The sequence below is a fragment of the Campylobacter sp. BCW_6465 genome (assembly GCF_001762815.1).
Classification (GTDB): domain Bacteria; phylum Campylobacterota; class Campylobacteria; order Campylobacterales; family Campylobacteraceae; genus Campylobacter_D; species Campylobacter_D jejuni.
The window spans coordinates 85,020-108,898 of record NZ_MJXN01000025.1; the positions used below are offsets into that span (position 1 = coordinate 85,020).

Annotated in this window: 23 protein-coding genes and 1 pseudogene; 13 read left to right on the plus strand and 11 right to left on the minus strand. The window is 30.5% G+C overall.

Going from position 1 to position 23,879, the window contains the following annotated elements:
* The first annotated feature begins 94 nt into the window (after positions 1 to 94).
* The 5 genes from mobB to AJ886_RS02405 are packed head-to-tail and all read left to right on the plus strand — an operon-like array spanning position 95 to position 4,461.
* Positions 95 to 586, plus strand: coding sequence for a molybdopterin-guanine dinucleotide biosynthesis protein B (mobB, locus tag AJ886_RS02385; RefSeq protein ID WP_070233331.1), 492 nt, complete (start codon positions 95 to 97; stop codon positions 584 to 586).
* Between the two features lies 1 nt (position 587).
* Positions 588 to 1,430 (plus strand): class 1 fructose-bisphosphatase, encoded by an 843-nt coding sequence (locus AJ886_RS02390; RefSeq protein ID WP_002861480.1) that lies wholly within the window; start codon positions 588 to 590, stop codon positions 1,428 to 1,430.
* Positions 1,423 to 1,620, plus strand: a complete 198-nt coding sequence (locus AJ886_RS02395) for a hypothetical protein (RefSeq protein WP_070248169.1) — start codon at positions 1,423 to 1,425, stop codon at positions 1,618 to 1,620. Before AJ886_RS02390 ends, AJ886_RS02395 begins: the two co-directional genes overlap by 8 nt.
* A gap of 9 nt (positions 1,621 to 1,629) precedes the next feature.
* Positions 1,630 to 3,516, plus strand: a complete 1,887-nt coding sequence (gene metG, locus AJ886_RS02400; protein ID WP_070233330.1) for a methionine--tRNA ligase — start codon at positions 1,630 to 1,632, stop codon at positions 3,514 to 3,516.
* A gap of 3 nt (positions 3,517 to 3,519) precedes the next feature.
* Complete coding sequence (locus AJ886_RS02405) at positions 3,520 to 4,461, plus strand: hypothetical protein (RefSeq protein WP_002861477.1); 942 nt, start codon at positions 3,520 to 3,522, stop codon at positions 4,459 to 4,461.
* On the opposite strand, the gene AJ886_RS02410 is transcribed toward AJ886_RS02405, so the two are convergent.
* A complete protein-coding gene (locus AJ886_RS02410; RefSeq protein ID WP_002856786.1) occupies positions 4,453 to 4,905 on the minus strand; it encodes a methylated-DNA--[protein]-cysteine S-methyltransferase in 453 nt (150 codons plus the stop codon). The two genes, AJ886_RS02405 and AJ886_RS02410, sit on opposite strands and share 9 nt — an antisense overlap.
* A gap of 54 nt (positions 4,906 to 4,959) precedes the next feature.
* On the opposite strand from AJ886_RS02410, the gene AJ886_RS02415 reads away from it, so the two are divergent.
* The 5 genes from AJ886_RS02415 to trmA are packed head-to-tail and all read left to right on the plus strand — an operon-like array spanning position 4,960 to position 12,350.
* A complete protein-coding gene (locus AJ886_RS02415) occupies positions 4,960 to 7,506 on the plus strand; it encodes a bifunctional aconitate hydratase 2/2-methylisocitrate dehydratase (RefSeq protein ID WP_070278581.1) in 2,547 nt (848 codons plus the stop codon).
* Positions 7,507 to 7,565: 59 nt separating this feature from the next.
* Entirely contained in the window at positions 7,566 to 8,804 is a 1,239-nt protein-coding gene (locus AJ886_RS02420) for an ankyrin repeat domain-containing protein (protein ID WP_032603315.1), read from the plus strand.
* Positions 8,801 to 9,550 (plus strand): SDR family NAD(P)-dependent oxidoreductase, encoded by a 750-nt coding sequence (locus tag AJ886_RS02425; protein ID WP_002861474.1) that lies wholly within the window; start codon positions 8,801 to 8,803, stop codon positions 9,548 to 9,550. Before AJ886_RS02420 ends, AJ886_RS02425 begins: the two co-directional genes overlap by 4 nt.
* On the plus strand, positions 9,547 to 11,280 hold the full coding sequence (locus tag AJ886_RS02430; protein WP_070287070.1) for a Na+/H+ antiporter NhaC family protein: 1,734 nt from the start codon (positions 9,547 to 9,549) through the stop codon (positions 11,278 to 11,280). Before AJ886_RS02425 ends, AJ886_RS02430 begins: the two co-directional genes overlap by 4 nt.
* Positions 11,277 to 12,350: a tRNA (uridine(54)-C5)-methyltransferase TrmA gene (trmA, locus tag AJ886_RS02435; RefSeq protein WP_002861472.1), complete on the plus strand. Its 1,074-nt coding sequence runs from the start codon at positions 11,277 to 11,279 to the stop codon at positions 12,348 to 12,350. Before AJ886_RS02430 ends, trmA begins: the two co-directional genes overlap by 4 nt.
* On the opposite strand, the gene AJ886_RS02440 is transcribed toward trmA, so the two are convergent.
* On the minus strand, positions 12,337 to 12,753 hold the full coding sequence (locus AJ886_RS02440) for a membrane protein (RefSeq protein ID WP_002861471.1): 417 nt from the start codon (positions 12,751 to 12,753) through the stop codon (positions 12,337 to 12,339). The two genes, trmA and AJ886_RS02440, sit on opposite strands and share 14 nt — an antisense overlap.
* Positions 12,754 to 12,871: 118 nt before the next feature.
* Between AJ886_RS02440 and AJ886_RS02445 the strand changes: the two genes are divergently transcribed.
* Positions 12,872 to 13,285: a CoA-binding protein gene (locus AJ886_RS02445; protein ID WP_002861470.1), complete on the plus strand. Its 414-nt coding sequence runs from the start codon at positions 12,872 to 12,874 to the stop codon at positions 13,283 to 13,285.
* Entirely contained in the window at positions 13,285 to 14,496 is a 1,212-nt protein-coding gene (ilvA, locus tag AJ886_RS02450) for a threonine ammonia-lyase (RefSeq protein WP_002861469.1), read from the plus strand. The genes AJ886_RS02445 and ilvA overlap by 1 nt, the downstream gene beginning before the upstream one ends.
* On the opposite strand, the gene truA is transcribed toward ilvA, so the two are convergent.
* The 7 genes from truA to glmU are packed head-to-tail and all read right to left on the minus strand — an operon-like array spanning position 14,493 to position 20,739.
* The gene (truA, locus tag AJ886_RS02455) at positions 14,493 to 15,218 is read right to left on the minus strand and encodes a tRNA pseudouridine(38-40) synthase TruA (RefSeq protein ID WP_079264422.1); all 726 of its coding nucleotides are present in this window, start codon (positions 15,216 to 15,218) and stop codon (positions 14,493 to 14,495) included. The two genes, ilvA and truA, sit on opposite strands and share 4 nt — an antisense overlap.
* The gene (locus AJ886_RS02460; protein ID WP_002856798.1) at positions 15,215 to 16,240 is read right to left on the minus strand and encodes an LptF/LptG family permease; all 1,026 of its coding nucleotides are present in this window, start codon (positions 16,238 to 16,240) and stop codon (positions 15,215 to 15,217) included. The genes truA and AJ886_RS02460 overlap by 4 nt, the downstream gene beginning before the upstream one ends.
* Positions 16,240 to 17,016: an A24 family peptidase gene (locus AJ886_RS02465; RefSeq protein WP_070278583.1), complete on the minus strand. Its 777-nt coding sequence runs from the start codon at positions 17,014 to 17,016 to the stop codon at positions 16,240 to 16,242. The genes AJ886_RS02460 and AJ886_RS02465 overlap by 1 nt, the downstream gene beginning before the upstream one ends.
* Entirely contained in the window at positions 17,013 to 17,681 is a 669-nt protein-coding gene (uppS, locus tag AJ886_RS02470) for a polyprenyl diphosphate synthase (RefSeq protein WP_002852565.1), read from the minus strand. Before uppS ends, AJ886_RS02465 begins: the two co-directional genes overlap by 4 nt.
* Positions 17,682 to 17,684: 3 nt before the next feature.
* Positions 17,685 to 18,302 (minus strand): hypothetical protein, encoded by a 618-nt coding sequence (locus AJ886_RS02475; RefSeq protein ID WP_070278584.1) that lies wholly within the window; start codon positions 18,300 to 18,302, stop codon positions 17,685 to 17,687.
* Positions 18,299 to 19,453, minus strand: a complete 1,155-nt coding sequence (gene coaBC, locus AJ886_RS02480; protein WP_070278586.1) for a bifunctional phosphopantothenoylcysteine decarboxylase/phosphopantothenate--cysteine ligase CoaBC — start codon at positions 19,451 to 19,453, stop codon at positions 18,299 to 18,301. Before coaBC ends, AJ886_RS02475 begins: the two co-directional genes overlap by 4 nt.
* Positions 19,450 to 20,739, minus strand: coding sequence for a bifunctional UDP-N-acetylglucosamine diphosphorylase/glucosamine-1-phosphate N-acetyltransferase GlmU (glmU, locus tag AJ886_RS02485; RefSeq protein ID WP_070278588.1), 1,290 nt, complete (start codon positions 20,737 to 20,739; stop codon positions 19,450 to 19,452). The genes coaBC and glmU overlap by 4 nt, the downstream gene beginning before the upstream one ends.
* A gap of 141 nt (positions 20,740 to 20,880) precedes the next feature.
* Here glmU and fliP point away from each other — a divergent pair, with 141 nt between their 5' ends.
* Entirely contained in the window at positions 20,881 to 21,615 is a 735-nt protein-coding gene (gene fliP, locus AJ886_RS02490) for a flagellar type III secretion system pore protein FliP (RefSeq protein WP_002852529.1), read from the plus strand.
* A gap of 15 nt (positions 21,616 to 21,630) precedes the next feature.
* On the opposite strand, the gene AJ886_RS02495 is transcribed toward fliP, so the two are convergent.
* The gene (locus AJ886_RS02495) at positions 21,631 to 22,401 is read right to left on the minus strand and encodes a transporter substrate-binding domain-containing protein (protein ID WP_002859503.1); all 771 of its coding nucleotides are present in this window, start codon (positions 22,399 to 22,401) and stop codon (positions 21,631 to 21,633) included.
* 91 nt (positions 22,402 to 22,492) lie between these two features.
* Positions 22,493 to 23,800: pseudogene (locus AJ886_RS02500) on the minus strand (Cj0814 family flagellar-dependent secreted protein).
* Positions 23,801 to 23,879 lie beyond the last annotated feature (79 nt).

Consider the following 23,879-nt stretch of genomic DNA (forward strand, 5'->3'; position numbering starts at 1 on the left):
TTTTTCCATATTTTTTAGTATTATTGTAGCCTTTTAACCCTATTTTTTGGTTTAAAAAGATATAATTTTACAAAAAAAATTAAGAGTATATTTTATGAAACAACTTATCATAGCTTTTAGCGGGCCTTCAAATTCAGGAAAAACTACACTCATCACCAAAATAGCTGATAATTTTTTGCAACAAAATTTAAAAGTTTTAATCATTAAACATGATCCTGCCGATAAATCTCAATTTGATTTTAACGGTAAAGATAGTTTTAAATTTTTTCAAAGCGGAGCTGAAGTCATGGTTTTAAGCCCTACAAGAACAACTTTTTTTTCTCATGAAAATAGAGATATTTTAAAAGCTTTAAAATTAAGCCCTGATTTTGACATTTGTTTGGTTGAAGGATTGAAAACTCTTGATTTACCACGCATTAGCGTATTTTGCAAAGAAATTGATGAAAGTTATTTTACTTTTTCAAACGCCATTGCAAGCTATGAAAAAATTTCTCACCCTTATCTTACTTGGCTTGATTTAAACGATATACAAGCTATTTGTCAATATATACTTAAAAATGCTAAAAATTTACAAGGAGAATTATAAAATGCAAGAAGTGATTTCTTATATACAAAAAGCTGTTTTAGAAATTTCTAACGCTTTAAAATTTCCCGATACAAGCTACAGTCAAAATCAAAATTTTACAGGCGATACCCAACTCAAATTTGATGTTTTAAGCGATGAAATCATCACAAAAACCCTAAGTCAATGTTCAAGCATTAAAGCCATCATAAGTGAAGAAAAAGACGAAATTTTAACGCTTAATAAAAAAGCAAATTTTATCGTAGCTTATGATCCTTTAGATGGTTCTAGCTTAATGGATGTTAATTTTGCTATAGGTTCTATTTTTGCCATCTATGAAGAAAAAGCAAATGCCAAAAATTTAAGAGCTGCACTTTATAGTATGTATGGAGCGCGCTTAGAACTTGTGATTTGCAAAGATCAACCAAAACTTTATCGCCTAAATGCAAATAATGAATTTATTTTTATAAAAGATCTTAAAATGAATGAAAAAGGCAAAATTAATGCTACAGGCGGAACGCAAAAATTTTGGGAAGAAAAACACGCTAAATTTGTCAAAAGTCTTTTTGATGAAGGATATCGCTTAAGATATTCTGGGGCTATGGTAAGCGATATCAATCAAATTTTATTAAAAGGGGGTGGGATTTTTAGTTATCCTGCAACACAAGATGCGCCTAATGGCAAACTTCGTGCTTTTTTTGAAGTCTTTCCTTTAGCCTTTATTATAGAAAAAGCAGGCGGAAAAACCACAAATGGAAAAAATCACTCCTTACTTGAACTTGAATTTGATAAAATCCATGCTACAACTCCTTGTTTTTTTGGCTCAGAATATGAAATTTCAAAACTTTTAAAGGCTTACAATGAGTGAGATTAGAGATGAATTTGAACTTGATATGGATAAAAAGAAAGAAATTTTACTTTCATGTCAAAACTCAAAAAACCTAAACTCTTGTTATAATTGCAATGAAATTTTTAACTGCCAAACTAGAAAAAATTATGTTGATGCAGTCTATAATAGTATGTCTAAGGGTAAAACCGAAGGCGGATTTGACTTTTAAAGGAAAAAAATGCGTTATATTACAACACCAATTTATTATGTAAATGATGTACCTCATTTAGGTCATGCTTATACTACCATCATAGCCGATACTTTAGCAAGATTTTATCGTTTGCAAGGACATGAAACAAGATTTCTAACAGGAACAGATGAGCATGGACAAAAAATCGAAGAAGCTGCCAAACTAAGAAATTCCACTCCTCAAGAATATGCTGATAAAATCAGTTTTGAATTTAAAAAATTATGGGATGAATTTGAAATCACCTATGATATTTACGCAAGAACAACTGATACAAGACATATTGAATTTGTTAAAGCTATGTTTTTAAAAATGTGGCAAAAAGGTGATATTTATAAAGATGAATACGAAGGACACTATTGTATTTCTTGTGAAAGCTTTTTTACTCAAAGTCAGCTTATCAATGATTGTTCTTGTCCGGATTGTGGCAAACAAACTAGAATTTTAAAAGAGGAAAGCTATTTTTTCAAACTTTCAAAATATCAAGATAAAATTTTACAATGGTATGAAGAAAAAGATCCCATCCTACCAAAAAACAAAAAAAACGAACTTATAAATTTTGTCCAAAGCGGCCTTAAAGATCTTTCTATTACAAGAACAAGTTTTGATTGGGGGATTAAACTGCCTCAAGAAATTAATGATGATAAACATATTATTTATGTATGGCTTGATGCACTTTTTATCTATATAAGTTCGCTTGATTTTCAAAGCAAGGGAGAAAATGCTAAATTTTGGCCTGCGCATGTGCATTTAGTAGGAAAAGATATCTTGCGTTTTCATGCCATTTATTGGCCAGCTTTTTTAATGAGCGTGGATTTGCCTTTGCCAAAATTTATAGGTGCACATGGCTGGTGGACTAAAGAAGGTGAAAAAATGAGCAAATCTAAAGGCAATGTTGTAAAACCTAAAGAAATAGTTGATGCTTATGGAAGCGAAGCTTTTAGGTATTTCTTGCTTAGAGAAGTACCTTTTGGTAATGATGGGGATTTTAGCGAAAATATGCTGATAAATCGTATCAATGCTGAACTAAGCAATGAATTTGGAAATTTACTTAATCGCATTATAGGTATGAGTACAAAATATTCTCAAGGAAATATTTCAAAAGAAAGTGTTTTAAAATTTTACAATGCTGAATTAAATCAAGTAAAAGAACACTTAAATTTAGCGGTAGAATTTTTAGAAAACTTACAGTGTAATCGTTATTTAGAAGAACTTTTTAAAGCCTTAAGTGTGGCAAATTTAGCCATTAGCAAATACGAACCTTGGAATTTAATCAAAGAAAACAAACACGAACAAGCTAATGCTTTAGTAGCACTTTGTGCAAATATTTTAGCTAAAACAAGTCTTTTGCTAAGCCCTGCTCTACCAAAATCTTGTCAAAAAGTAGCTTTGGCTTTAAATTTTGAAATTTCGTCTGCAAATTACGCAAAAATGATACTTGATAATAAACTTTTAGATTTTAAAGCAAATCCTTGTGAAGCTTTATTTCCAAAAGTAGAAAAAGCTCTTTTAAAACAAGAAATTAAAGAAGAACCTAAAAAAGAAGAAAGTCCTAAAATAAAAATCGATGATTTTGCAAAAATTGAAATCAAAGTTGCTAAGGTACTTGATTGTCAAAATATAGAAGGGAGTGAAAAACTTTTAAAATTTCAACTCGAACTTGACAATAAAGAGATCCGTCAAGTACTCTCAGGCATAGCAAAATACTATAAAGCCAGTGATTTAATCGGTAAACAAGTATGTGTTATAAGTAATCTTAAAAAAGCTAAAATTTTTGGACATGAAAGCGATGGTATGATACTTTCTGCAAAAAGCGGAGATAAACTTGTTTTAATCACCCCTGAACAACTTGTGCAAAACGGTTCTTTAGTAGGCTAAAATATGCAAATTAGCAATTTAGGTGAACTTTTAAACGCGACACTCGTTCATGAAGGTAGCGTTTTAAGCGTGGAAGGTTTTGCCATAAATTTAAACGAACTTAAAGCAGGCTTTGCCTTCTTTAATAACGATAAAAAAGAAATTACCCAAGCTGTAAAAAAAGGCGCTTATGCTATAATTACAGAAAATGACATTACTATTGAAGATAAAGACATTTTTTACTTTAGAGTAGAAAATCTAGAACAAGCTCTTGTAAGATTTTTACGCTTTTTTTGTGAAGATAAAGAATGTGAATTTTTACTTTTTAAATCTTACGAACTAAGTCTTTGCAAGGCTTTTTATTTTAACATTTTAAAAGGAAATATTTTTGCTGATTTTGAAAAACTAATCAAAGCAAAAAAGGGTGAAATTTTTTGCTACTGTGAAGAAAATTACTTAAATAAACTTTGTGCCTATTCTCATAGTCTAAAAGATGCTAATTTTACTTTATTATCGCGATCTAGCTTTTTTTTTACAACTTTGATTTGTGAAAATTTATATTTTAAAAATCTTAATTTACCTTTTTTTTACGCAAATAGTTTTGCAAAAATTATTTCTTTTTTAAAAGAAAAAAATCAAAAAATAATATTTGACTTTAATAAGATTGATGATTTTAAAATTTATTTTATTGATGATAAATTTGAAATCACTCCTTTTGGTTCAAGCTCTCAAGCGTTTATTGTAAGCAACAACCAAAATACCTTTGAATTCTGGAAAGAAAAATTTAAAAACATAAAAGACTTTAAAATTGCTTCTAAAAATTCTTTATTTTGTGATTTTTCCTATAATCAGCTTTCAGATTTAAGAAAATTAAAAAATTTTAAATATTGTTTAATTCTTGAAAATTATGATATTTTTGAACAAGAATTTGAAAACAAAGAAAATCAAACCCCAAGCTTATTTTAAATTCACTCCTTCATTTTCAAGCAAAAATCTTTTTATTTCAAGCCCTCCATTATATCCTCCTATGCCATTGCTTGCAATAACTCTATGACAAGGTATAAAAATAGGAATTTGATTTTTAGAATTTGCATTTCCGACAGCTCTAAAAGCTTTTGGATGATTAATTTTTTCTGCTATATCTTTATAAGTAGCTATTTTACCATAAGGAATTTTCATTAAAGCCTTATAAACCTTTGATTCAAAATCTGTACCTTGTATCAAAACAGGAATGCTAAATTTTCTAAGCTTATGAGTAAAATATAAATCAAGTTCATATTTTGCTAAGTCAAGCAAACTACAATTTTTTTCTGATCTTTTATTATCACAAAAATCGACTCTAGTTAAAAATTTTCCATCACTATGTAAAGATAGGTAACATAAAGGCATTTTATAATAAACTTTAAACATTTTTTATCCTTCAAAGAGCTACAATTATAATAAAAAATATTTAAGGAGTAGAAAATGTCTTTTATGCAAGAATACAATAAACTTGTTGAAGAAAGAGCCGCTTTGGGTATACCACCCCTTCCTTTAAATGCAAATCAAACTAAAGAACTTTGTAAACTACTTGAAAATGAAAATAATGAAGAGCTTGCAAATCTTTTAGAAAATAGAGTAAATCCTGGTGTTGATGATGCAGCTTTAGTAAAATGTGAATTTTTAGATTCTATACTTAAAGGCAAAATCAGCGCTCCAAATATAGACAAAAAAAGAGCCTTAAGAATGCTTGGAACTATGCTAGGCGGATATAATGTTAAAGTTTTAATTGATGCCTTAAAAGATGAAAACATAGCCAAAGATTCTGCAGAAGTGTTGAAAAATATTATTTTTGTTCATGATAATTTTCATACCATAGCTGAACTTAGCAAAAACAATCCACACGCTAAGGAAGTTTTACAAAGCTGGGCAAATGCGGACTGGTTTAACAAAAAAGAAAAATTACCTCAAGTGATTAAATGTATAGTTTTCAAAGTAGCAGGTGAAACAAATACCGACGATCTAAGCCCTGCAGGAGATGCTTTTACAAGAAGCGATATTCCTTTGCATGCAAATGCCATGCTAAAGGTAAGACAAGCAGGATCCTTAGAAAAAATCAAAGAGCTTAAAAAAAGCGGTCGCGAAGTAGTTTATGTAGGTGATGTTGTAGGAACAGGTTCAAGTAGAAAATCAGCAATAAATTCTATACAATGGCATTTAGGAAAAGAAATAGAAGGTGTGCCAAACAAGCATAGCGGTGGTATAGTAATGGGTTCAACTATAGCACCGATTTTCTTTAACACTGCTCAAGATAGCGGGGCTTTACCTATTATCTGTGATGTAACAAACTTAGAAATGGGCGATGAGTTTGAAATTCATCCTTATGAGGGAAAAATCATAAAAAATGGCTCTACAATTGCAGAATTTACACTCAGTCCAAACACTCTCTTAGATGAAGTTAGAGCAGGAGGAAGAATCCCACTTATCATAGGTCGCGGGCTTTGTACTAAGGCTAGAGAATTTTTAGGAATGGAAAGTGAAAATATCTTTACCAAACCTGAACAACCTAAATCTTCAAGCGGTGGTTATACCTTGGCTCAAAAAATGCTAGGTCGTGCCTGTGGAGTTGAAGGCGTGCGTCCAGGTATGTATATAGAACCTATAACTTTAACTGTAGGCTCTCAAGATACCACAGGTCCTATGACTAGAGATGAAATTAAAGAACTTGCAAGCCTAGGTTTTAATGCAGACTTTGTGATGCAAAGCTTTTGCCATACAGCTGCTTATCCAAAAGTAAGCGATTCAAATTTACATAAAACCTTGCCCAATTTCATGACAAGTCGTGGTGGGGTAAGTTTAAAACCAGGTGATGGGGTTATTCACTCTTGGCTTAATCGTTTTGTATTGCCAGATACCGTAGGAACGGGTGGGGATTCTCACACACGCTTTCCTATAGGAATTTCTTTCCCTGCGGGAAGTGGACTTGTGGCTTTTGCTGCAGTTACTGGTTCTATGCCTTTAAATGTCCCTGAAAGTGTTTTAGTGCGTTTTAGCGGGGAATTACAAGCTGGAGTTACCTTAAGAGATTTGGTTAATGCTATACCTTATTACGCAATCAAACAAGGACAACTTACCGTTGAAAAGAAAAATAAGAAAAATATTTTTGCAGGAAAAATTTTAGAAATAGAAGGCTTGCCAAACTTAAAAGTCGAACAAGCTTTTGAACTTAGTGATGCAAGTGCTGAAAGATCTGCAGCTGCTTGTAGTGTGGATTTAAGCATAGAAAGTGTAAGCGAATATATCAAATCCAATATTTCTTTAATTGAAGCTATGATAGAAGCAGGATATGAGAATAAAGCTACCCTTGCTAGAAGGGCTGAAAAAATGAGAGAATGGCTTAAAAACCCTACTCTTTTAAGAGCAGATAAAGATGCAAAATACGCTTATATTATAGATATTAACCTTAATGACATTAAAGAGCCAATCCTAGCTTGTCCAAATGACCCTGATGATGTAGCAACCTTAAGTGAAATTTTAGCCGATGATAAGCGTCCAAAAAATATAGATGAAGTTTTTGTAGGTTCTTGTATGACAAATATAGGACATTATAGAGCTTTGGGAGAAATTTTAAAAGATAAAGGCATACTTAAAACCAGACTTTGGGTAGTGCCTCCAACAAAAATGGATAAAGCACAACTTACCAATGAAGGTTATTACAGCATCTTTGGTGCAGCAGGTGCTAGAATAGAAGTTCCTGGTTGTTCTTTATGTATGGGTAATCAAGCTAGAGTAAATGATGGAGCTGTAGTTTTCTCAACTTCTACAAGAAATTTTGACAACCGTATGGGAATGGGTGCTAAAGTATATTTAGGCAGTGCAGAACTTGCGGCAGTTTGTGCGATTTTGGGTAAAATTCCAAGCAAGGAAGAATACTTACAAATTGTCAGCGAAAAACTAAGTGATGAGCATAAGGCAAATATCTATAGATATTTAAATTTTAATGAGATTGAAAATTTCAAACTTGAAAATTAATTCAAATTTAATACTTATTTGGATTAAATAACAAAATTAAAATTTTCAAAGGAAAAATATTGAAGTTATTATTCACTTCCTTTTGTTGTTTTGCAAGTTTAATGGCTAGCGATGCCATTAACTGCGACAACATTAAAAATAATAAAACATTGCTAAATAAAAGTTCAAATTTAGATTATTTAAATATAGCTTCAAGCTGTAAAGAATCTTTAAAAAATCAAGATTTTACAAAAAAACTCTATGCGATTTCCAATGAAATTCGCGGAAGCAATAGCTCTTGTAATGGTGTGGCTTATTTGCCCAAATTACAACAATTTGATTTTTTATTATTAAAAATAGCTATCGATCCCATCGCTTATCAAAAAACTTTAGATACACCCGAAAATTTAGAAAAAAAATATGATATTTTAAAATCTTATTTTAGATATTGGGCATATCAAAGTATAGGAAATTTTAGACTTTACAAAGCTTTTTGGAAAGAATATAACAATGCTATAGAACCTTTAGAAAAGTATTTTGAAAGTAATTTTAATTTTGACAAAGGTAGTAATATTTACTATACTAGCAATGCTTTAAACGAATTTTTAAATTGGGCTGTTGGTGAAACAAAAATTTACAAAGACATTAGTCCTTTAGCAAAAATCATGTCAAATAAAAATTATTCGGTATCTTATATACAAGATTTTATTTTTTCAAATAATCCAAGCCAAGATGATCTTACGATAGCCTTGCAAGCAGCGCTTCTAAATCAAAGAGAAAAAGAAATTTTAGAACTTTTGATTCGTTTTGGTGCTAGGATTGACGAAGGTTATGAAAGTGCTATTTTTTACGCATTGGAAAATTATGAAAATACAAATTTTTTAATCCAAAATGGAGCGAATGTTAATCAAGCCAATGCCTTTGGTAAAACCCCACTTTTTTATGCCATAGAGTTTAATCGCCTTGATATCATAAAACTACTTCTTGATAATGGAGCAAATTTTAATCAAAAATATATTAATAACAATGAAAAATTAGCATTAAGTGCGAACATAGGTTCAAATACGCCTTATTTTATTACATTTTGTGCTCTAGAGCACACTTCAAAAAATGTTTTAATGCATGCTGCAGCCTATGGAAATGTTGAAATTTTAAAACTTCTTATTTCAAAAGGAGCAAATTTTAATGCTGTTGATGATCTTGGTTTTAATGCGCTTGACTTTGCGCTAGCAGCAGGTAAAAAAGAAAATGCTGATTATCTAAAAAGCTTGGGTTTAAAAGCAAACGAAAATCTATTTTACGGAGGTAGTTTAGAATGAAAACCGCATTTATTACAGGAGCTAGTTCAGGTTTTGGTAGAGCTTGCGTTGAAGCTTTTATACAAAAAGGCTACAAAGTAATCGCCCTTGCTAGACGCAAAGAGCGTCTAGAAGAGTTAAAAAATGCTCACAAAGATAAGATTTATACGCTTTGCATAGATGTAAGAAATCAAAAAGAAATCTTTGAGGCTATTGAAAATTTACCCAAAGAATTTCAAGAAATTGATGTGCTTTTTAATAATGCAGGTTTAGCTTTAGGGGTAGATGAATTTGATAAATTAAACCTTGAAGATATTAACACTATGGTAGATACAAACATCAAAGGATTTTTATATGTTGCAAAAGCTGTTATTCCTATACTTCGTAAACAAAAAAATGCTTATATTTTTAACTTAGGTTCGGTTGCAGGACGCAATCCTTATTTTGGAGGCAATGTGTATTGTGGAACCAAAGCCTTTGTAGGACAATTTTCATTGGCCTTAAGAAATGATCTTAGAGGAAGCAATATCAAAGTAACAAACATTGCTCCAGGACTTTGCAAAACTGAATTTAGTGAAGTGCGTTTTAAAGGAGATATCCAAAAAGCTGATGCAGTGTATGAAAATACGCAATTTATCAGTGCTAATGATATTGCCAAAGTGGTAATGTCTATTATTAACCTACCAAGCCATATTAATGTTAATGAAATCGAGCTTATGCCGGTAACACAAACTTGGAATGGATTTTATATAGAAAGAGATGAATGAATAAATTTTTAGTTTTATTGTTTTTACCTTTAGTTGCATTTGCAAACTCCTCAGAAGCAGCTGCAAATGCTAATTTATTTGGAGTTTTTACGCTTATACCACCTTTAGTTGCTATTGCTTTAGCCTTTATCACAAAAGATGTTATTTTGTCACTCTTTGCTGGAGTTTTAAGTGGAACTTTTCTACTTAGCCTTTCTGCAAATATTTTCAAAGCACAACATTTAGCTTTTGTAAATTTTTATAATACTGCAGTAGAATCTTTTTCAAAGATTATTTCTTATATCTTAGGTTCAACTTCTGATCCAGTAAATGCGGGAATCATTTTACAAATTCTTTGTATAGGTGGTCTTGTGGCGCTTATCACAAAAATGGGTGGTGCAAAAGCTGTAGCATTAAAATTTGCCAAAAGAGCCAAATCAGCTGTATCAGCTCAAGTTAATACTTGGTTTTTAGGGCTTTTAATATTTTTTGATGATTATGCTAATTTACTGATCGTAGGTCCAATTATGCGTCCTTTGACGGATAAATTTAAAATTTCTCGTGAAAAATTTGCCTTTATTATCGATTCTACTGCCGCTCCCGTAGCAGGAATAGCTGTAATTTCTACTTGGATAGGCTTAGAAGTTTCCTTAATTAAAACCGCTTATGAACACATAGGCATTAGCGATATTAGTGCTTTTGGAATTTTTGTCGAAACCATACCTTATCGTTTTTATAATATCTTCATGCTTTTTTTTGTAATCATGACTGCAATCATGGGGCGTGAGTTTGGTTCTATGTACAAGGCTGAAGTGCGTGCAAGAACCACAGGGCAAATTGCTCCTCTACCTAAATCAGGCACACTAGATACTGCTGAATTAGAAGATCAGTTTTTAGCACCAAAAGAAGGTATTAAAATTCGTGCTTTTGATGCTATTATTCCTATTTTTACTTTAATCATTTTAGCTATATTAGGATTTTATTTTAATGGACTTAGTACTTTAGAAGGCGAAGAACTTGCAAAAGCAAATGCCAATCCTTTGTCTTTTGAAACTTTTAGGGCTGCTTTTGGAAATGCTGATTCTTCTGTGGTGTTATTCCAAGCTGCTTTGTTTGCTGCTATTGTAGCGATTTTTATCGGGGTGCGTCGTAAAATTTTCAATCTTAAAGAAGCGGTAGAAACTTGGATATATGGCTGGAAAACCATGATTTTTACTATAGTCTTACTTTTATTTGCTTGGTCGCTTTCAAGTATAATAAAAGATCTAGGAACTTCTTTATTTATCACCAGTCTACTTGCAGATAAATTGCCTGAGTTTATTTTACCTGCTACTATTTTTGCTTTTGCTTCAGCCATTTCTTTTGCCATAGGAACAAGCTATGGAACTATGGGGATTTTAATGCCTTTGGCTGTGCCTTTAGCTCATGAAATCGCCAAAATCAATGGTATGGATGCAAATGCTATGCATCATTATATGGTCATTAATATAAGCTGCGTTTTAACAGGTGCGATTTTTGGAAACCATTGCTCACCAATTTCAGATAATGTAATCCTTTCATCTATGAGTGCAAAATGCGATCATATGGAGCATGTAAGAACACAAATTCCTTATGCTCTATTTATCTGTGGTATTTCTTTAATCGCTGGATATATTCCTGTATCTTTAGGACTTAGCGTTTGGTTTGTCTTGCCTTTAAATTTTATACTTATTGCGCTTTTACTAAGACTCATCGGAAAGAAAGTTCCATGAGTCTTGAAAATTTTGGAAATTTTCTTACTTTAGATGAAAAACACTCTTTCATAAAAAAATATTTTAAAGAATTTTATACAAAGGAATTTAAACTTTTTGCCTCAAAAGATAAACATTATCGTACAAGAGTTGAACTTTCATTTTATCATGAAAATGATACTCTTTTTTATGCAATGTTTGATCCAAAAAGCAAAAAAAAGTACATTATAGAATATTTAGATTTTGCTGATGAAAAAATTTGCGCTTTTATGCCAAAACTTCTAGAATGCTTGCGTCAAGATAGCAAATTAAAAGAAAAACTTTTTGGCGTGGAGTTTTTAACCACAAAGCAAGAACTTAGCATAACTTTACTTTATCATAAAAATATAGAAGATATAAAGTCAAATTTAGAAAATTTAAGCAATATTCTTCATATCAACCTTATAGCAAGAAGTAAAGGCAAAAAACTTATTTTTAAAACAGAAAATCTAAGACAAACTTTAAATATTCAAGATAGAAAAATATTTTATGAATTTAACAACGATTGTTTTATTCAGCCTAATACTGCTATAAATGAAAAAATGATTACTTGGGTATGTGAAATTTTAAGCACTCAAAAAAGAATGGATTTACTTGAGCTTTACTGTGGATATGGAAATTTTACTTTAGCTTTAGCACCATTCTTTTTTAAAATTTTAGCCACTGAAATTTCAAAAAGCAATATTAATTTTGCTTTAAAAAATTGCGAGCTTAACAATACAACAAATATCCACTTTGCAAGACTTTCAAGCGAAGAATTAAGTCTTGCTATCAAAAAAGAAAGAGAATTTTTTCGTTTAAAAGATATTCGATTAGATGATTTTAATTTCTCTCATGTTTTAGTTGATCCACCCCGTGCAGGACTTGATAAAAGCGTAATTGACTTAATAAAAAAATATGAAAATATTATTTATATTTCTTGCAATCCTATCACTTTAAAAGAAAATTTAAAAGAATTAAGTCTAACACATAGAGTGGAAGAGTTTGCTCTTTTTGATCAATTTGCCAATACTCCACATCTTGAATGTGGAGTATTTCTTAGCAAGGTATAAAAAAATAATTCATTAATTTAGCCAGTATTACTATCGCGATACAAAGCACAAATACAAAAGGATGGATAAAAGCACCAAGCGGGTTTTTCTTCTTTAATATAAAATGACAAAATAAAGAAAAAACAACTAAAGATAAAATTCCAAAAGCCAAAATAATTTTTATAGCAAAAAGTAAATTTAAAGGTTTAAAATGAAAACCTGCCAAAGCACCTCCGCTTAAAAAAAGCAAAAGAACCACAAAAGGCATTATTTTAACCCCAGTAGCACTAAAAAGACTTTTGTCAAAATTAGGATTTTTCTTTTTAACTACGCCCAAAACAAATACATCAACAAACAAATAACCTATAAACAAAATAGCACAAAGAAGATGGATTGTTAAAGTATATGGATAAAATTCTTCCATTTTTCCCTCCTTATTAAACTTCGGAATTTGCTATATTATAACACTTTTTTCATTTTTTGAATTCACTTTAGTTAATTTTTTAATCATTTAAGATAAAATACCAAAACAAAGGTTAATAATGAATGAAAAAGAAACTATCTCTTATATTATAAATACAAGTAAAAATATTGCCATATTTGCTTTAAGTCCAGATAAGACAAAAGCTTCTTATAGGGTAGCAGAATTTTTACAAAGAAAAAATTATAAAATTTTTCCTATTTATCCTAAAGAAGAGTTTATTTTAAATGAAAAAGTTTATAGAAATTTAGATCAAATAGAAGAAAAAATCGATACACTTATACTTTTTAGAAAAGGCGAAGCGGCACTAGAAATTCTTCCTAAGCTTGTTGAAAAAAATATTAAAAACCTATGGCTTCAACTTGGTATTAGTAATGAAACAGCCAAAGAAGAATGTAAAAAATTAGATATAAATTTTATACAAAATCGTTGCATTATGCTAGAATATCCGTATTTTAAAACAAAGGAAAAATAGTGTTAGAGCTTAATAAAATTTACAAAGCAAAACAACAAATTTCAGGGTTTGTAAACAAAACTCCTTTCATATACTCTTCTTTTTTAAGTGATATTTGTCAAAGTGAGATTTATCTTAAAAATGAAAATTTACAAATTACAGGTGCTTATAAAATTCGTGGAGCTTATAATAAAATAGCCAATCTTAGCGCTGAACAAAAACAACATGGAGTCATTGCCGCAAGTGCGGGAAACCATGCTCAAGGCGTGGCCATTAGTGCAAAAAAATTTGGCATTAAAGCGGTTATTGTAATGCCAGAATCCACTCCGCTCTTAAAAGTTTCTGCTACAAAAGCCTTAGGAGCAGAGGTGATACTCAAAGGGGATAATTTTGATGAATCCTATACTTTTGCAACCTCTTATGCTAAAGAAAATAATCTTAGTTTTATCCATCCTTTTGAAGATGAATTTGTAATGGCAGGACAAGGAACTTTGATGCTTGAAATGCTTGATGAAATAAGTGATCTTGATATGATTATCGCACCTGTTGGAGGTGGAGGACTTATAAGTGGTATCGCAAGTGCAGCTAAACAAATCAATCCAAACATTAAAATCATCGGCGTTGGAGCCAAAGGAGCTCCTGCAATGTATGAAAGTTTTCATGCTAAAAAAATCAAAAATGCAAAAAGCGTACGCACTATAGCCGATGGTATTGCTGTGCGTGATGCAAATCCTATTAATTTTAATATTATTTTAGAATGCGTAGATGATTTTATCCAAGTTGATGATGAAGAAATCGCTAATGCGGTATTGTTTTTACTTGAAAAACATAAAATCATAGTTGAAGGCGCAGGAGCTGCGAGTGTAGCCACCCTACTTCATCAAAAAATAAATACACAAAATCATAAAAAAATTGGCGTAGTTTTAAGCGGAGGCAATATCGATGCACAAATGCTAAATATCATCATAGAAAAAGGTTTATTTAAATCTTACAGAAAAATGCAAATTCATGTTACTTTAGTAGATAAACCTGGGGCATTATTACACCTTACAGACAGCTTAAAAATAGCCAATGCAAATATAGTAAAAATCGACTATGATAGATTTTCCACCAAGCTTGATTATGGCGATGCGATGATTTCAATTACCCTAGAAACCAAAGGCAAAGAACATCAAGAAGAAATAAGAAAAATTTTAACCCAAAAGGCGTTTAATTTCTATGAAAGTTTTTAATAACATATACGGCTTAAATAAAGCCCATTTGGCGGTGCTAAAAAGTGATTGTATTGCTTTTTAGCCTCAATCTGTTCTTTGAGTTCTTTTTCACTCATTTTTCCTTCTAAAACCTTTAAAACGCTTGCTACGCTTAATCTAATTTGCCCTCTTAAAAAACCATTAGCTTTAAAATGAAAAATGCTAAAATCTTTATAAGCATAAGCTCTAGCAATAAAAATTTCTCTTAAAGTCGTTTTATTATCCCCTCCACTTTTACAAAAAAACTTTAAATCCTTTTTTCCTACAAAAAAACCCAAAAGCTCATTAGCTTTACCTAGGTCAAATTTAGGATAAAAATGTACATAAGAAGCCATAAAAGGACTATAAGAAGAGTGAGAAAATATATAGCGGTATTCTCTACTTTTTACATCAAATCTTACCTCAAAATCATCTTTTACTTTTTCAATTTTTTTGATATGGATAAAAGGATGGGAAAATTTATTAAGTTGTTTTTGAAGATATTCTAAATTTACAAAATGATCTCCACATTCTACACTAGCTACAGCATAGCTTGCATGTACTCCTTTATCCGTACGAGAAGCCATCAAAAGAGGTGAAAAAATACCCAAATGCGATAAGACCCCACTTAAAGCATCTTGAACACCTTTTTTATGAGGCTGAGTAGCAGAACCTAAAAAAGCAGAGCCATCATAAGAAAATATAATTTTTATTTTCATCAATAACGACTCAAAATCATTTTCTTAAAACAATAAGCCGAAACAAATAAACTTAAAGAAAAAATTCCAAGGCAAGCCAAAATTGGAGGTTGAGAAAAAGAACTTAAAAGTCCAAAATATATAGCAATCACTCCAAACATACCTAAATACACATAGCCTTTTTCATAACGATAAGTAACCAAACCAAAACAAAGTGCAAAAAGCGTACTAGCAAGTGGAAACAAGGCTATAGTTGTATAAATCACAAATTCTCTTGCTCTTTGTGGATTTTCGTTTAAATCATTCCAGTATTCATAAAATTTCTTTGTTTGAAGATTGTCTGTATTAAACTGAGTATTTACTACTAAAGTGTCAAATTCTCCACTAAAAATACTTTGACCTTGCTCAAAATTATACATTTTGCCTTGATTTAAGCTAAAAGCAAAGCTATCGTCTTTTCTTTGCACATGCGCTTCTTTGGCTATGATAAGCTGTTCTTTATCATCAGCTTTATGTTTAGGGCGATACATAATTATGTTTTCATACTTATCACTATCTTGTTTTTCTATAAAAATCATCCAGTCTAAAAATTTTTGTCCAAATTCTCCTGTTTTGTAGTTAAATTTCACTTGAGTGCTTTTATAGTTTACAAAGTTATCCTGAAGCTCAAATACTATAGGTATCATTACCAAAGCCACAACAAGCATAAAAGCACTAATCAAGCTTGCAATTTTAAGGAAAAATTTTGCCAAAATCATTGGTGAAAATCCCAAAGTAAAAAGTACTATGCTTTCATTTTCCTTAGAAAGTCTAAACAAAGCCAAAGTTAAAGAAATGAAAAAAGATATAGGCAAGGTAAAAATTAAAATTCTAGGCAACATAAATCCATAAAGCTTTAAAAGATCCAAAAAACTAATCTCTATGCTTGAAGTAAGTTTTGCAAGTTGAATAAAAAACACCATAGATACAATAGCAAAAAGTACGAAAAATATAGACAAATTCGTACTTAAAAATTGATTTAAAACATATCTTAAACTAAGCTTCATTAGAATAATCCTAAGTTTTTATAAAATAAAACTGCCACAAAAGCGATATTTAAAAAGGGTATCATAGCAAGTTCTCGCTCTTTTATTGCTTTAATTTTAAAAAAAATAAAAAAAGGCAAAGTTAAAATAGAAGCTATAAATAATACTAAAAATCCATACTCAAAACCTAAAATTCCACCTATACAAGACATAATGATAATATCAGCATCACCCAAATTTTCTAAAATTTCATCTTTTTTTTGGAAATTCATTAGAAAAAAAACTAAACTTTTTAATAAAAAAACAAATCCTCCAAAACTAAAAGCATTTAGTAAAAAACCTCTGCTAAACTCTTTAAAAATCAAAAAATGTAAAATTTCACTTTCCCTAAAGGCGTAAAAAAAAGCAAATAAAAAAGCACTCCAAAGTAAGATTTGTGGTACGGCTTTGAGTTTAATATCAATTAAAGAAAGCAAGAAAAGATTAAATAAAAATAGAGATAAAAATAAAAAATCATAAAAATTTTGACTTAAAAAATAAACCAAAATAAGCAAAATTATGCCTAAAATTTCATTGATTAATAAAGAAATAGGCAAATGACATTTGCAAGTTTGACATTTTGCCTTTAAAAAAATATAAGAAAAAATAGGAATAATTTCATAGTATTTTAATTTTGCATCACAAGAAAAACAAAAAGAGCGCGAGATAAAAAAAGGCTTTTTTTCAATTATCCTACTTGCCAAACTTGTGCAAAAAGAACCCAAACAAGCCCCTAGAATTATTATGAAAAGTATCATTTTCCAAAAGTTCTTTCTCTATTTCTAAATTCTTTAATAATCCTTTTAAATTCTCTCTTGGTAAGAGATGGAAATAAAGTTTCACTAAAATAAATTTCAGCATATGAACACTGCCAAAGTAAGAAATTTGAAAGTCTTTTAGCATTTCCAACGCGAAGCATCAAATCCACATCTAAAGGTAAATCTAAATTTTGCGTTAAATTTTCTTCATTTAGCTCAAGTTTTTTTTCGATCACACGCTTAGCAGCTCTTATAATTTCATCTCTTGCACCATAACTTATAGCCAAATTAACACAAAGTGCGTCACAATGCTTTGTTTTTTCTTCAACTAAGGTAATTTTTTCTCTTACTTTATCTTCCAAACGCGATAAATCACCTATAGCTCTTAAACGCACATTATTTTTTTCAAATTTTTCTAAAGCTTCATCCAAACAACGATCTAAAAGTTCAAAAATAAAATCAATTTCATCTTTAGGGCGCTTCCAATTTTCCGTACTAAAAGCAAAAAGGCTTAAATTTGAAATATTTTCTTCCATGCAAACTTCCATCAATTTTTGCATAGTTTTGACTCCTTGGGAATATCCAAGTTTTGCCAAAAAACCCTTAGCCCTAGCCCAGCGCCTATTACCATCCATAACAACAGCAAGGTGTTTTAATTCATTCATTTTTCATCCTTTAAAATCAAAAAGCCTTTTGAAAACAAACAAAGGTTCAATCTTGTTTTCTTGCGATACATTAAAATCTAAATGTTCGTTTAAAAATTTTTGTACCTTGGCAAAAGGTGTAAAAACGCTAACACCTTGTAAATCTATTAAAATTTTCAAAGCTCCAAAAACACTAAAATATAAGTAAATTTCTAAATATTTTGCTCTTTTACGCATTTGAAACAAGCAAGATTTATTTTCAAAGATAAAAGGAATATGATAAATATTTTCAAAACTTGCAAAAAGCATTTCTTTTAATATCTGATAACGCTCTATATCTTTACAATCTAAAAGATTTTGTATGATGAATTTTTTATAAGAAATTTTATCCTCTAAAATAGCGATTATTAAAGCCAATCCCTCTTCAAAAGGTTTGAAATTAGGACGCTTTGAAAGATGTTTAAATTGTATAACTCCACCATTTTGCATATAAAGTTCGGCTAAATATTCAGCGCCAATTTCAAGCTCTATCATGCTTTTGGTTTGAATCTTTTTGTGATTTAACAAAAGCGTATAGTGTCCATAGCCTGATTTAGCCAAAACTTTCATTTGTATAGGCAAGGTAGAATTAATCATACTCATAATTTTTCACACCATTTTACTAATTCAAATGCCAATTTTTCTTTGCTTTGCAAGGTGCTTTTATTTTCATTGTTGAAAGTGATAAAATAAAGTTCATTTTGATAGCTTCCAAAATAATTTTTTTGACCAATGATATTAAGGCAAACCATATCAAGTTGCTTATCTTTTAAAGATTTTTTCGCATTTTCTAAGGCATTTTGAGAATCAAATTCCATCTTAAAACCTATCTTTTTGCCTTGAAATTTGCAAGTTTTAAGCAAATCTTCATTTAAAGATAGATGCAAGTTTAAACCCTGTAAATGCTCATTTTTTTTAATTTTTCCTTTTACACTTTGAGGGATAAAATCACTCACTGCAGCCGTCATAATCAAAAAGTCATGACTTAAATTTTTATCCAAAAGCTCTTTTAGTTCCTTAGAACTTTCAAATTTGCAAAGCTCATAAGGCGTATCAAATTCCACAGAGCTTAAAAGTTTTACCCTAGCTCCTAAAAAATAAAAAGCATCAGCTATGGCTTTTGCCATTTTTCCACTTGAAAAATTACTCACACAACGCACATCATCGATCTTTTCTTTTGTGCCACCACCTGTGATAACTACACTTTTATCACACCAAAACTTTTCTTTTAAAAGCTCTCTTTTGGTGATATTAAAAATATCCTTAACTTCAGCTAAGGCTCCTACGCCTTCATCTTTACAAGCTAAAACTTTACAAATAGGCTCTATAATCGAAGCTTTATTTTCTTTAAGTATCTTTAAAGAATTTTGCGTGCTAAAATGATGAAACATATTTGTATTTGCCGCAGGAGCTATGATAAGAGGTTTATTTGCTGCGATTAAGGTTTGGATAAAAAGATTATCCGCTATACCAAAAGCAAGTTTATTGATAGAATTAACACTTGCAGGGGCAAACAAAACAAGGTCTACATCCTTGCTAAAAACTATGTGATTGTTTGAGTTTTGCCAACTTTCATTTTCCTCGCATAAAATCTCATCAGCCAAGGCTTCAAAACTCATTTTGCTAGCAAATTTTAACAAACCATTAGAAAGCAAAACTTTTACCCTAAAGCCTTCTTTTTTAAACAAAGAAATAAGCTCGTAAGATTTATAAAAAGCTATACTGCCACTAATAGCCAAAAGTATGGTTTTCATTTTTGAAATTTTTTGTAATAATAATCTTTTATCATCTTATGCTCTGCTCTATTGATAAACAAAGCACCTTTTTCTACATTGATACCTACCGTGCTTCCTGCTGCTATGATCACTTCATCTTCGATTTTTACAGGCGCGATAAATTGCGTATCAGAACCTACAAAAACATTTTTTCCTATGATGGTTTTATGCTTTTTTACCCCATCATAATTGCATGTAATAGTCCCACAGCCTATATTAGTTCCACTATCTATCTCACAATCTCCTAAATAGCTCAAATGTCCTGCTTTTACGGTATTTAACTTTGCATTTTTACATTCTACAAAATTTCCTATATGAGTGTTTTTTAACTCACAATTTGGACGCAAATGTGCCAAAGGCCCTACATCGCTATTTTCTACGATGGAATTTTCTATCACACTTGAGCTTTTAATGATAGAGTTTATAATCTTACTTTTACCCTCTATCCTTACATTTTCATATACTTCGCATTCACCTACAAATTCAACATCTGCACCTATAAAAGTGCTTTGCGGTAAATGAAAAATCACACCCTGTTGCATCCAGTATTTTTTAATTTTTTCTTGCATGAAATTTTCAGCTATACTGAGTTCAAATTTATCATTAATCCCCATAAATTCATCTTCATCTACAAAAACCGCTTTAATCATCACATCTTTTTCTTTTGCTAGTTTTACAATGTCGGTTAAATAATACTCTTTTGCCGCATTATTGTTATCAATCAAAGGTAAAAGCTCTTTTAAAAGTCTCGATTCAATCACATAAACCCCAGCATTGCAAGTATTTATCTCTTTTTCTTGTGTATTTGCATCTTTAAATTCAACAATTTTTTCAACGCTATCGTTTTTTATCACCACCCTACCATAACTTTTAGGATCTCTTGCTTTAAAAACTGCTAGATTTAATTTTGCATTATTACCTAACAAAGCTTCCAAACTTGTTTGCTCAACTAAAGGCATATCGCCACAAAGAATCAACACTCTTTCATTTTTAGGCTCAAACCCCCTTAAAGCTCCTGCAGTTCCTGGATAATTTTGCAAGTCTTGCTCTAAAATTTGTGTTTTTGGAAAATGTTCTAAAATTTCTTTTTCAACGCGTTCTTTTTGATGCGATAAAACTACACTTACATCATCACTTAAAGCAAAAGCCTTTTTTAAAATGTGTAAAATCACACTTTTTTGACAAAGCTCTTGCAAAACCTTTGGCTTTTGTGATTTCATTCTAGTGCCCAATCCTGCCGCTAAAATCAAAATAGAAGTTTTCATTTTTTACCTTTGTTATTAAGAAGTCTAAAAGACTATTTTAGCAGTTTAAAGTTAAAATCCTAATACCCTTAAACTAGTTTTTAGTCATCAAAAGATAAAATTTAAATTTCTTTAATAAAAAACAAAAAAGGTTTTTAAATTTTGAAAAAAATATTATTATTTTTACTTTTAAGCATGAGCTTATTTGCTGCTGAAGCAACTATCCCTACAGTAAATTTAAGCTTAAGTGCACCCAATACGCCTAATCAGCTTGTTACTACTTTAAATATAGTGATTGTTTTAACCATACTTGCGCTCGCTCCAAGTATAGTTTTTGTTATGACTTCTTTCTTGCGTCTTATTGTGGTATTTTCATTTTTGCGACAAGCTATGGGGACGCAAAGTATGCCACCTAACACTATTTTAGTAACCTTGGCTTTAATTTTAACTTTTTTTATCATGGAACCTGTAGCTACAAAATCCTATAATGAAGGTATAAAACCTTATTTAGCAGAAAAAATAGGCTATGAAGAGGCTTTTATAAAAGGAGCAAAGCCTTTTAAAGATTTTATGCTTAAAAATACTCGCGAAAAAGATTTAGCCCTTTTTTATCGCATACGCAATCTACCCAATCCCAAAACCATAGATGATGTTCCCCTTACGGTTTTAGTTCCTGCTTTTATGATTTCAGAGCTTAAAACCGCTTTTGAAATAGGATTTTTAATCTACCTACCCTTTTTAGTCATAGATATGGTTGTAAGCTCAGTTTTAATGGCTATGGGTATGATGATGCTACCTCCTACTATGATCTCTTTACCTTTTAAACTCTTGATTTTTGTATTAGTGGATGGATGGAATTTGCTAGTGCAAAGGCTTGTGGAAAGCTTTGTAACCTAAGAAGGAAAATCCTTCTTAGAAAAAGAATTCTAAATTATTCTTTTTAAAAGTATCTTTAACATCTTTAAGATATTTTTCTCCTAAAGAATCAAAAAGCCCATCTTTTTTGCTTTCTGCAATAAATTCATCAAGCTCTTTTTTAAGTTCTGCATTACCTTTTTGCACTGCTATACCCCAAAACTCAGGATTTTCTTGAAAAGGTGCCAAAATGGCTCTAGTTGTATCTTGATGTTTTTGCCAAGTGCGATAAATCGTAAGTTGATCATAAAAAAATCCATCAGCCTTGCCTTGAATCACTTCCAAAATAGCAGCATTTTCTTTATCAAATAAATTAATAGTTGCATTTTTTAAATTTTTAACCGCATATAAATGCCCTGTAGAACCACGCTTTAAAGCCAAAACTTTGCCCTTTTTATCTAAATCTTTGATATTTGTAATATCAGAGTTCAAAGGAGTTAAAATAGCCAAATTTGCCTTAGCATAAGGAATGCTAAAATCCACCACTTTCTTTCTCTCATCGGTAATTGTCATAGAAGACATTATAAGATCTATCTTGGCTGTTTTTAAAGCAGGTATTAAACCATCCCAAGCGATATTTTTTACTACAAGTTTATAGCCGTTTTTCTTTGCAAAAGCTTCTAAAAAATCCACGCTAATTCCACTTGCTTTGCCTGTTTTATCGCTCATTTCAAAAGGCGGATATCCAAGCTCCATTCCTACAACCAAATCTTTTGCACTCAAATTTAAAGCAAAAAAAGAGATAAAAATCAAAATAATTTTTTTCATAATTTCCTTTCAAATTTTTTGTAAAAAATTATACTAATTTTATCTTATTTTGTTATTAGCAATTTGTTTTAAACTTAAAAAATTAAAACCTTTAAACCCTAGTCTGCCCTATAAGATTATTTAATCTATCCATTATAGAATTAACATAAGAGTCTATACTTTGGTTACTTGCTTTCCAGCCATTAGCTTTTGCTTGATTAAACTGATTATCAAACCAAGCTCCACCATAACCTATGCTTGTATTTTGCCAAGCAACTCCTTTTTCCATTGCATATATATCTGCATCAAGCCAGCCATCTTGTGCATAACCTTTTAATAAACCGCAAAATCCACTTTGCCTGTCATGATGTCATTTAAAGCAATGCTATCACCATTAAAACTTTCTTTAGCCATAGCCCTATTGTAAGCTTCTACTTTTGGGTTAAGTGTAGTTTCTGAACTCTCAACGGGTTGTCCGCTACCATATGATTTTAAAAAACTCATAAACAAAGCTTCTTTAGAATAACTTCCATCTTCATTTTTTGGATAAACTGACATATCAGGATTAAATTGCCAATCTTCACCTTTAGAAACATTTTTGATTTCTTCCAAAGATAAACCAAAACTATGTCCATTTATGCCATCTATTAAAGATCCTGATTGTATATATAAACTTTCAGCTTCTTTCATTTGTTCAGGGGTTTGATAAATATTTGTAATAGAAGAATTTGAAAAATCTCTTAGGTGAGTGATATTCATTCTATTGCTTGGATCATTAAAATCCACCATTTATAGCATAACCCTTAGGCATAGAATTTATATCTGCTTCAGTGAAACTTGTTTTATTGGTATCATTAAAAGTATGATTAACAATTTGATTAAATTGATTATAATATTGTTTTATGGTATCAGCCATATCGATATTGGTAAAATAGCGAGAAATTCCTAGCTGTTCTCTTATATCTTGATATTGTGCTTCATTAAAGTTATATATCTCATCCAAAGTAGATTTATGTATCTTAAAATCTTCAGGCAATCCTGCGGCTTTGTTAAAATCACCATCTTTATCTACACTATAACCATAGGCTGTATTATTACTTATATCTGCTTGTTTGTATTTTAGAGTATAAATAGAGTTTTTAAATTCACTTGATATATCATAATTAGGAGAACTTGTCTTACTACTTATACTAAAATTAGTATTATTGCTAGTATTTGTTGTATTAGTAGAATTTAATATTTCACTTCTTGCTAGAGTTTGTGAATTTTTACTTTCTATATCACTTAACTTGCTGGCATTTTGTTTTAAAAAAGCATTAGCAAAACTTATTTTAGAATTTTCTTTACTTTCTTTATTAGCTTTACTTTGTGAAAGTATAGAATTATAGTTTGAGTTATCATTGATGCTAAAGATACTCATATTAATTCCTTAATTTAGATTTTTCTGCCTTCAACCTAAATATATTAAAATAATATAAGCAAGATCTGTTCCGTTTTGG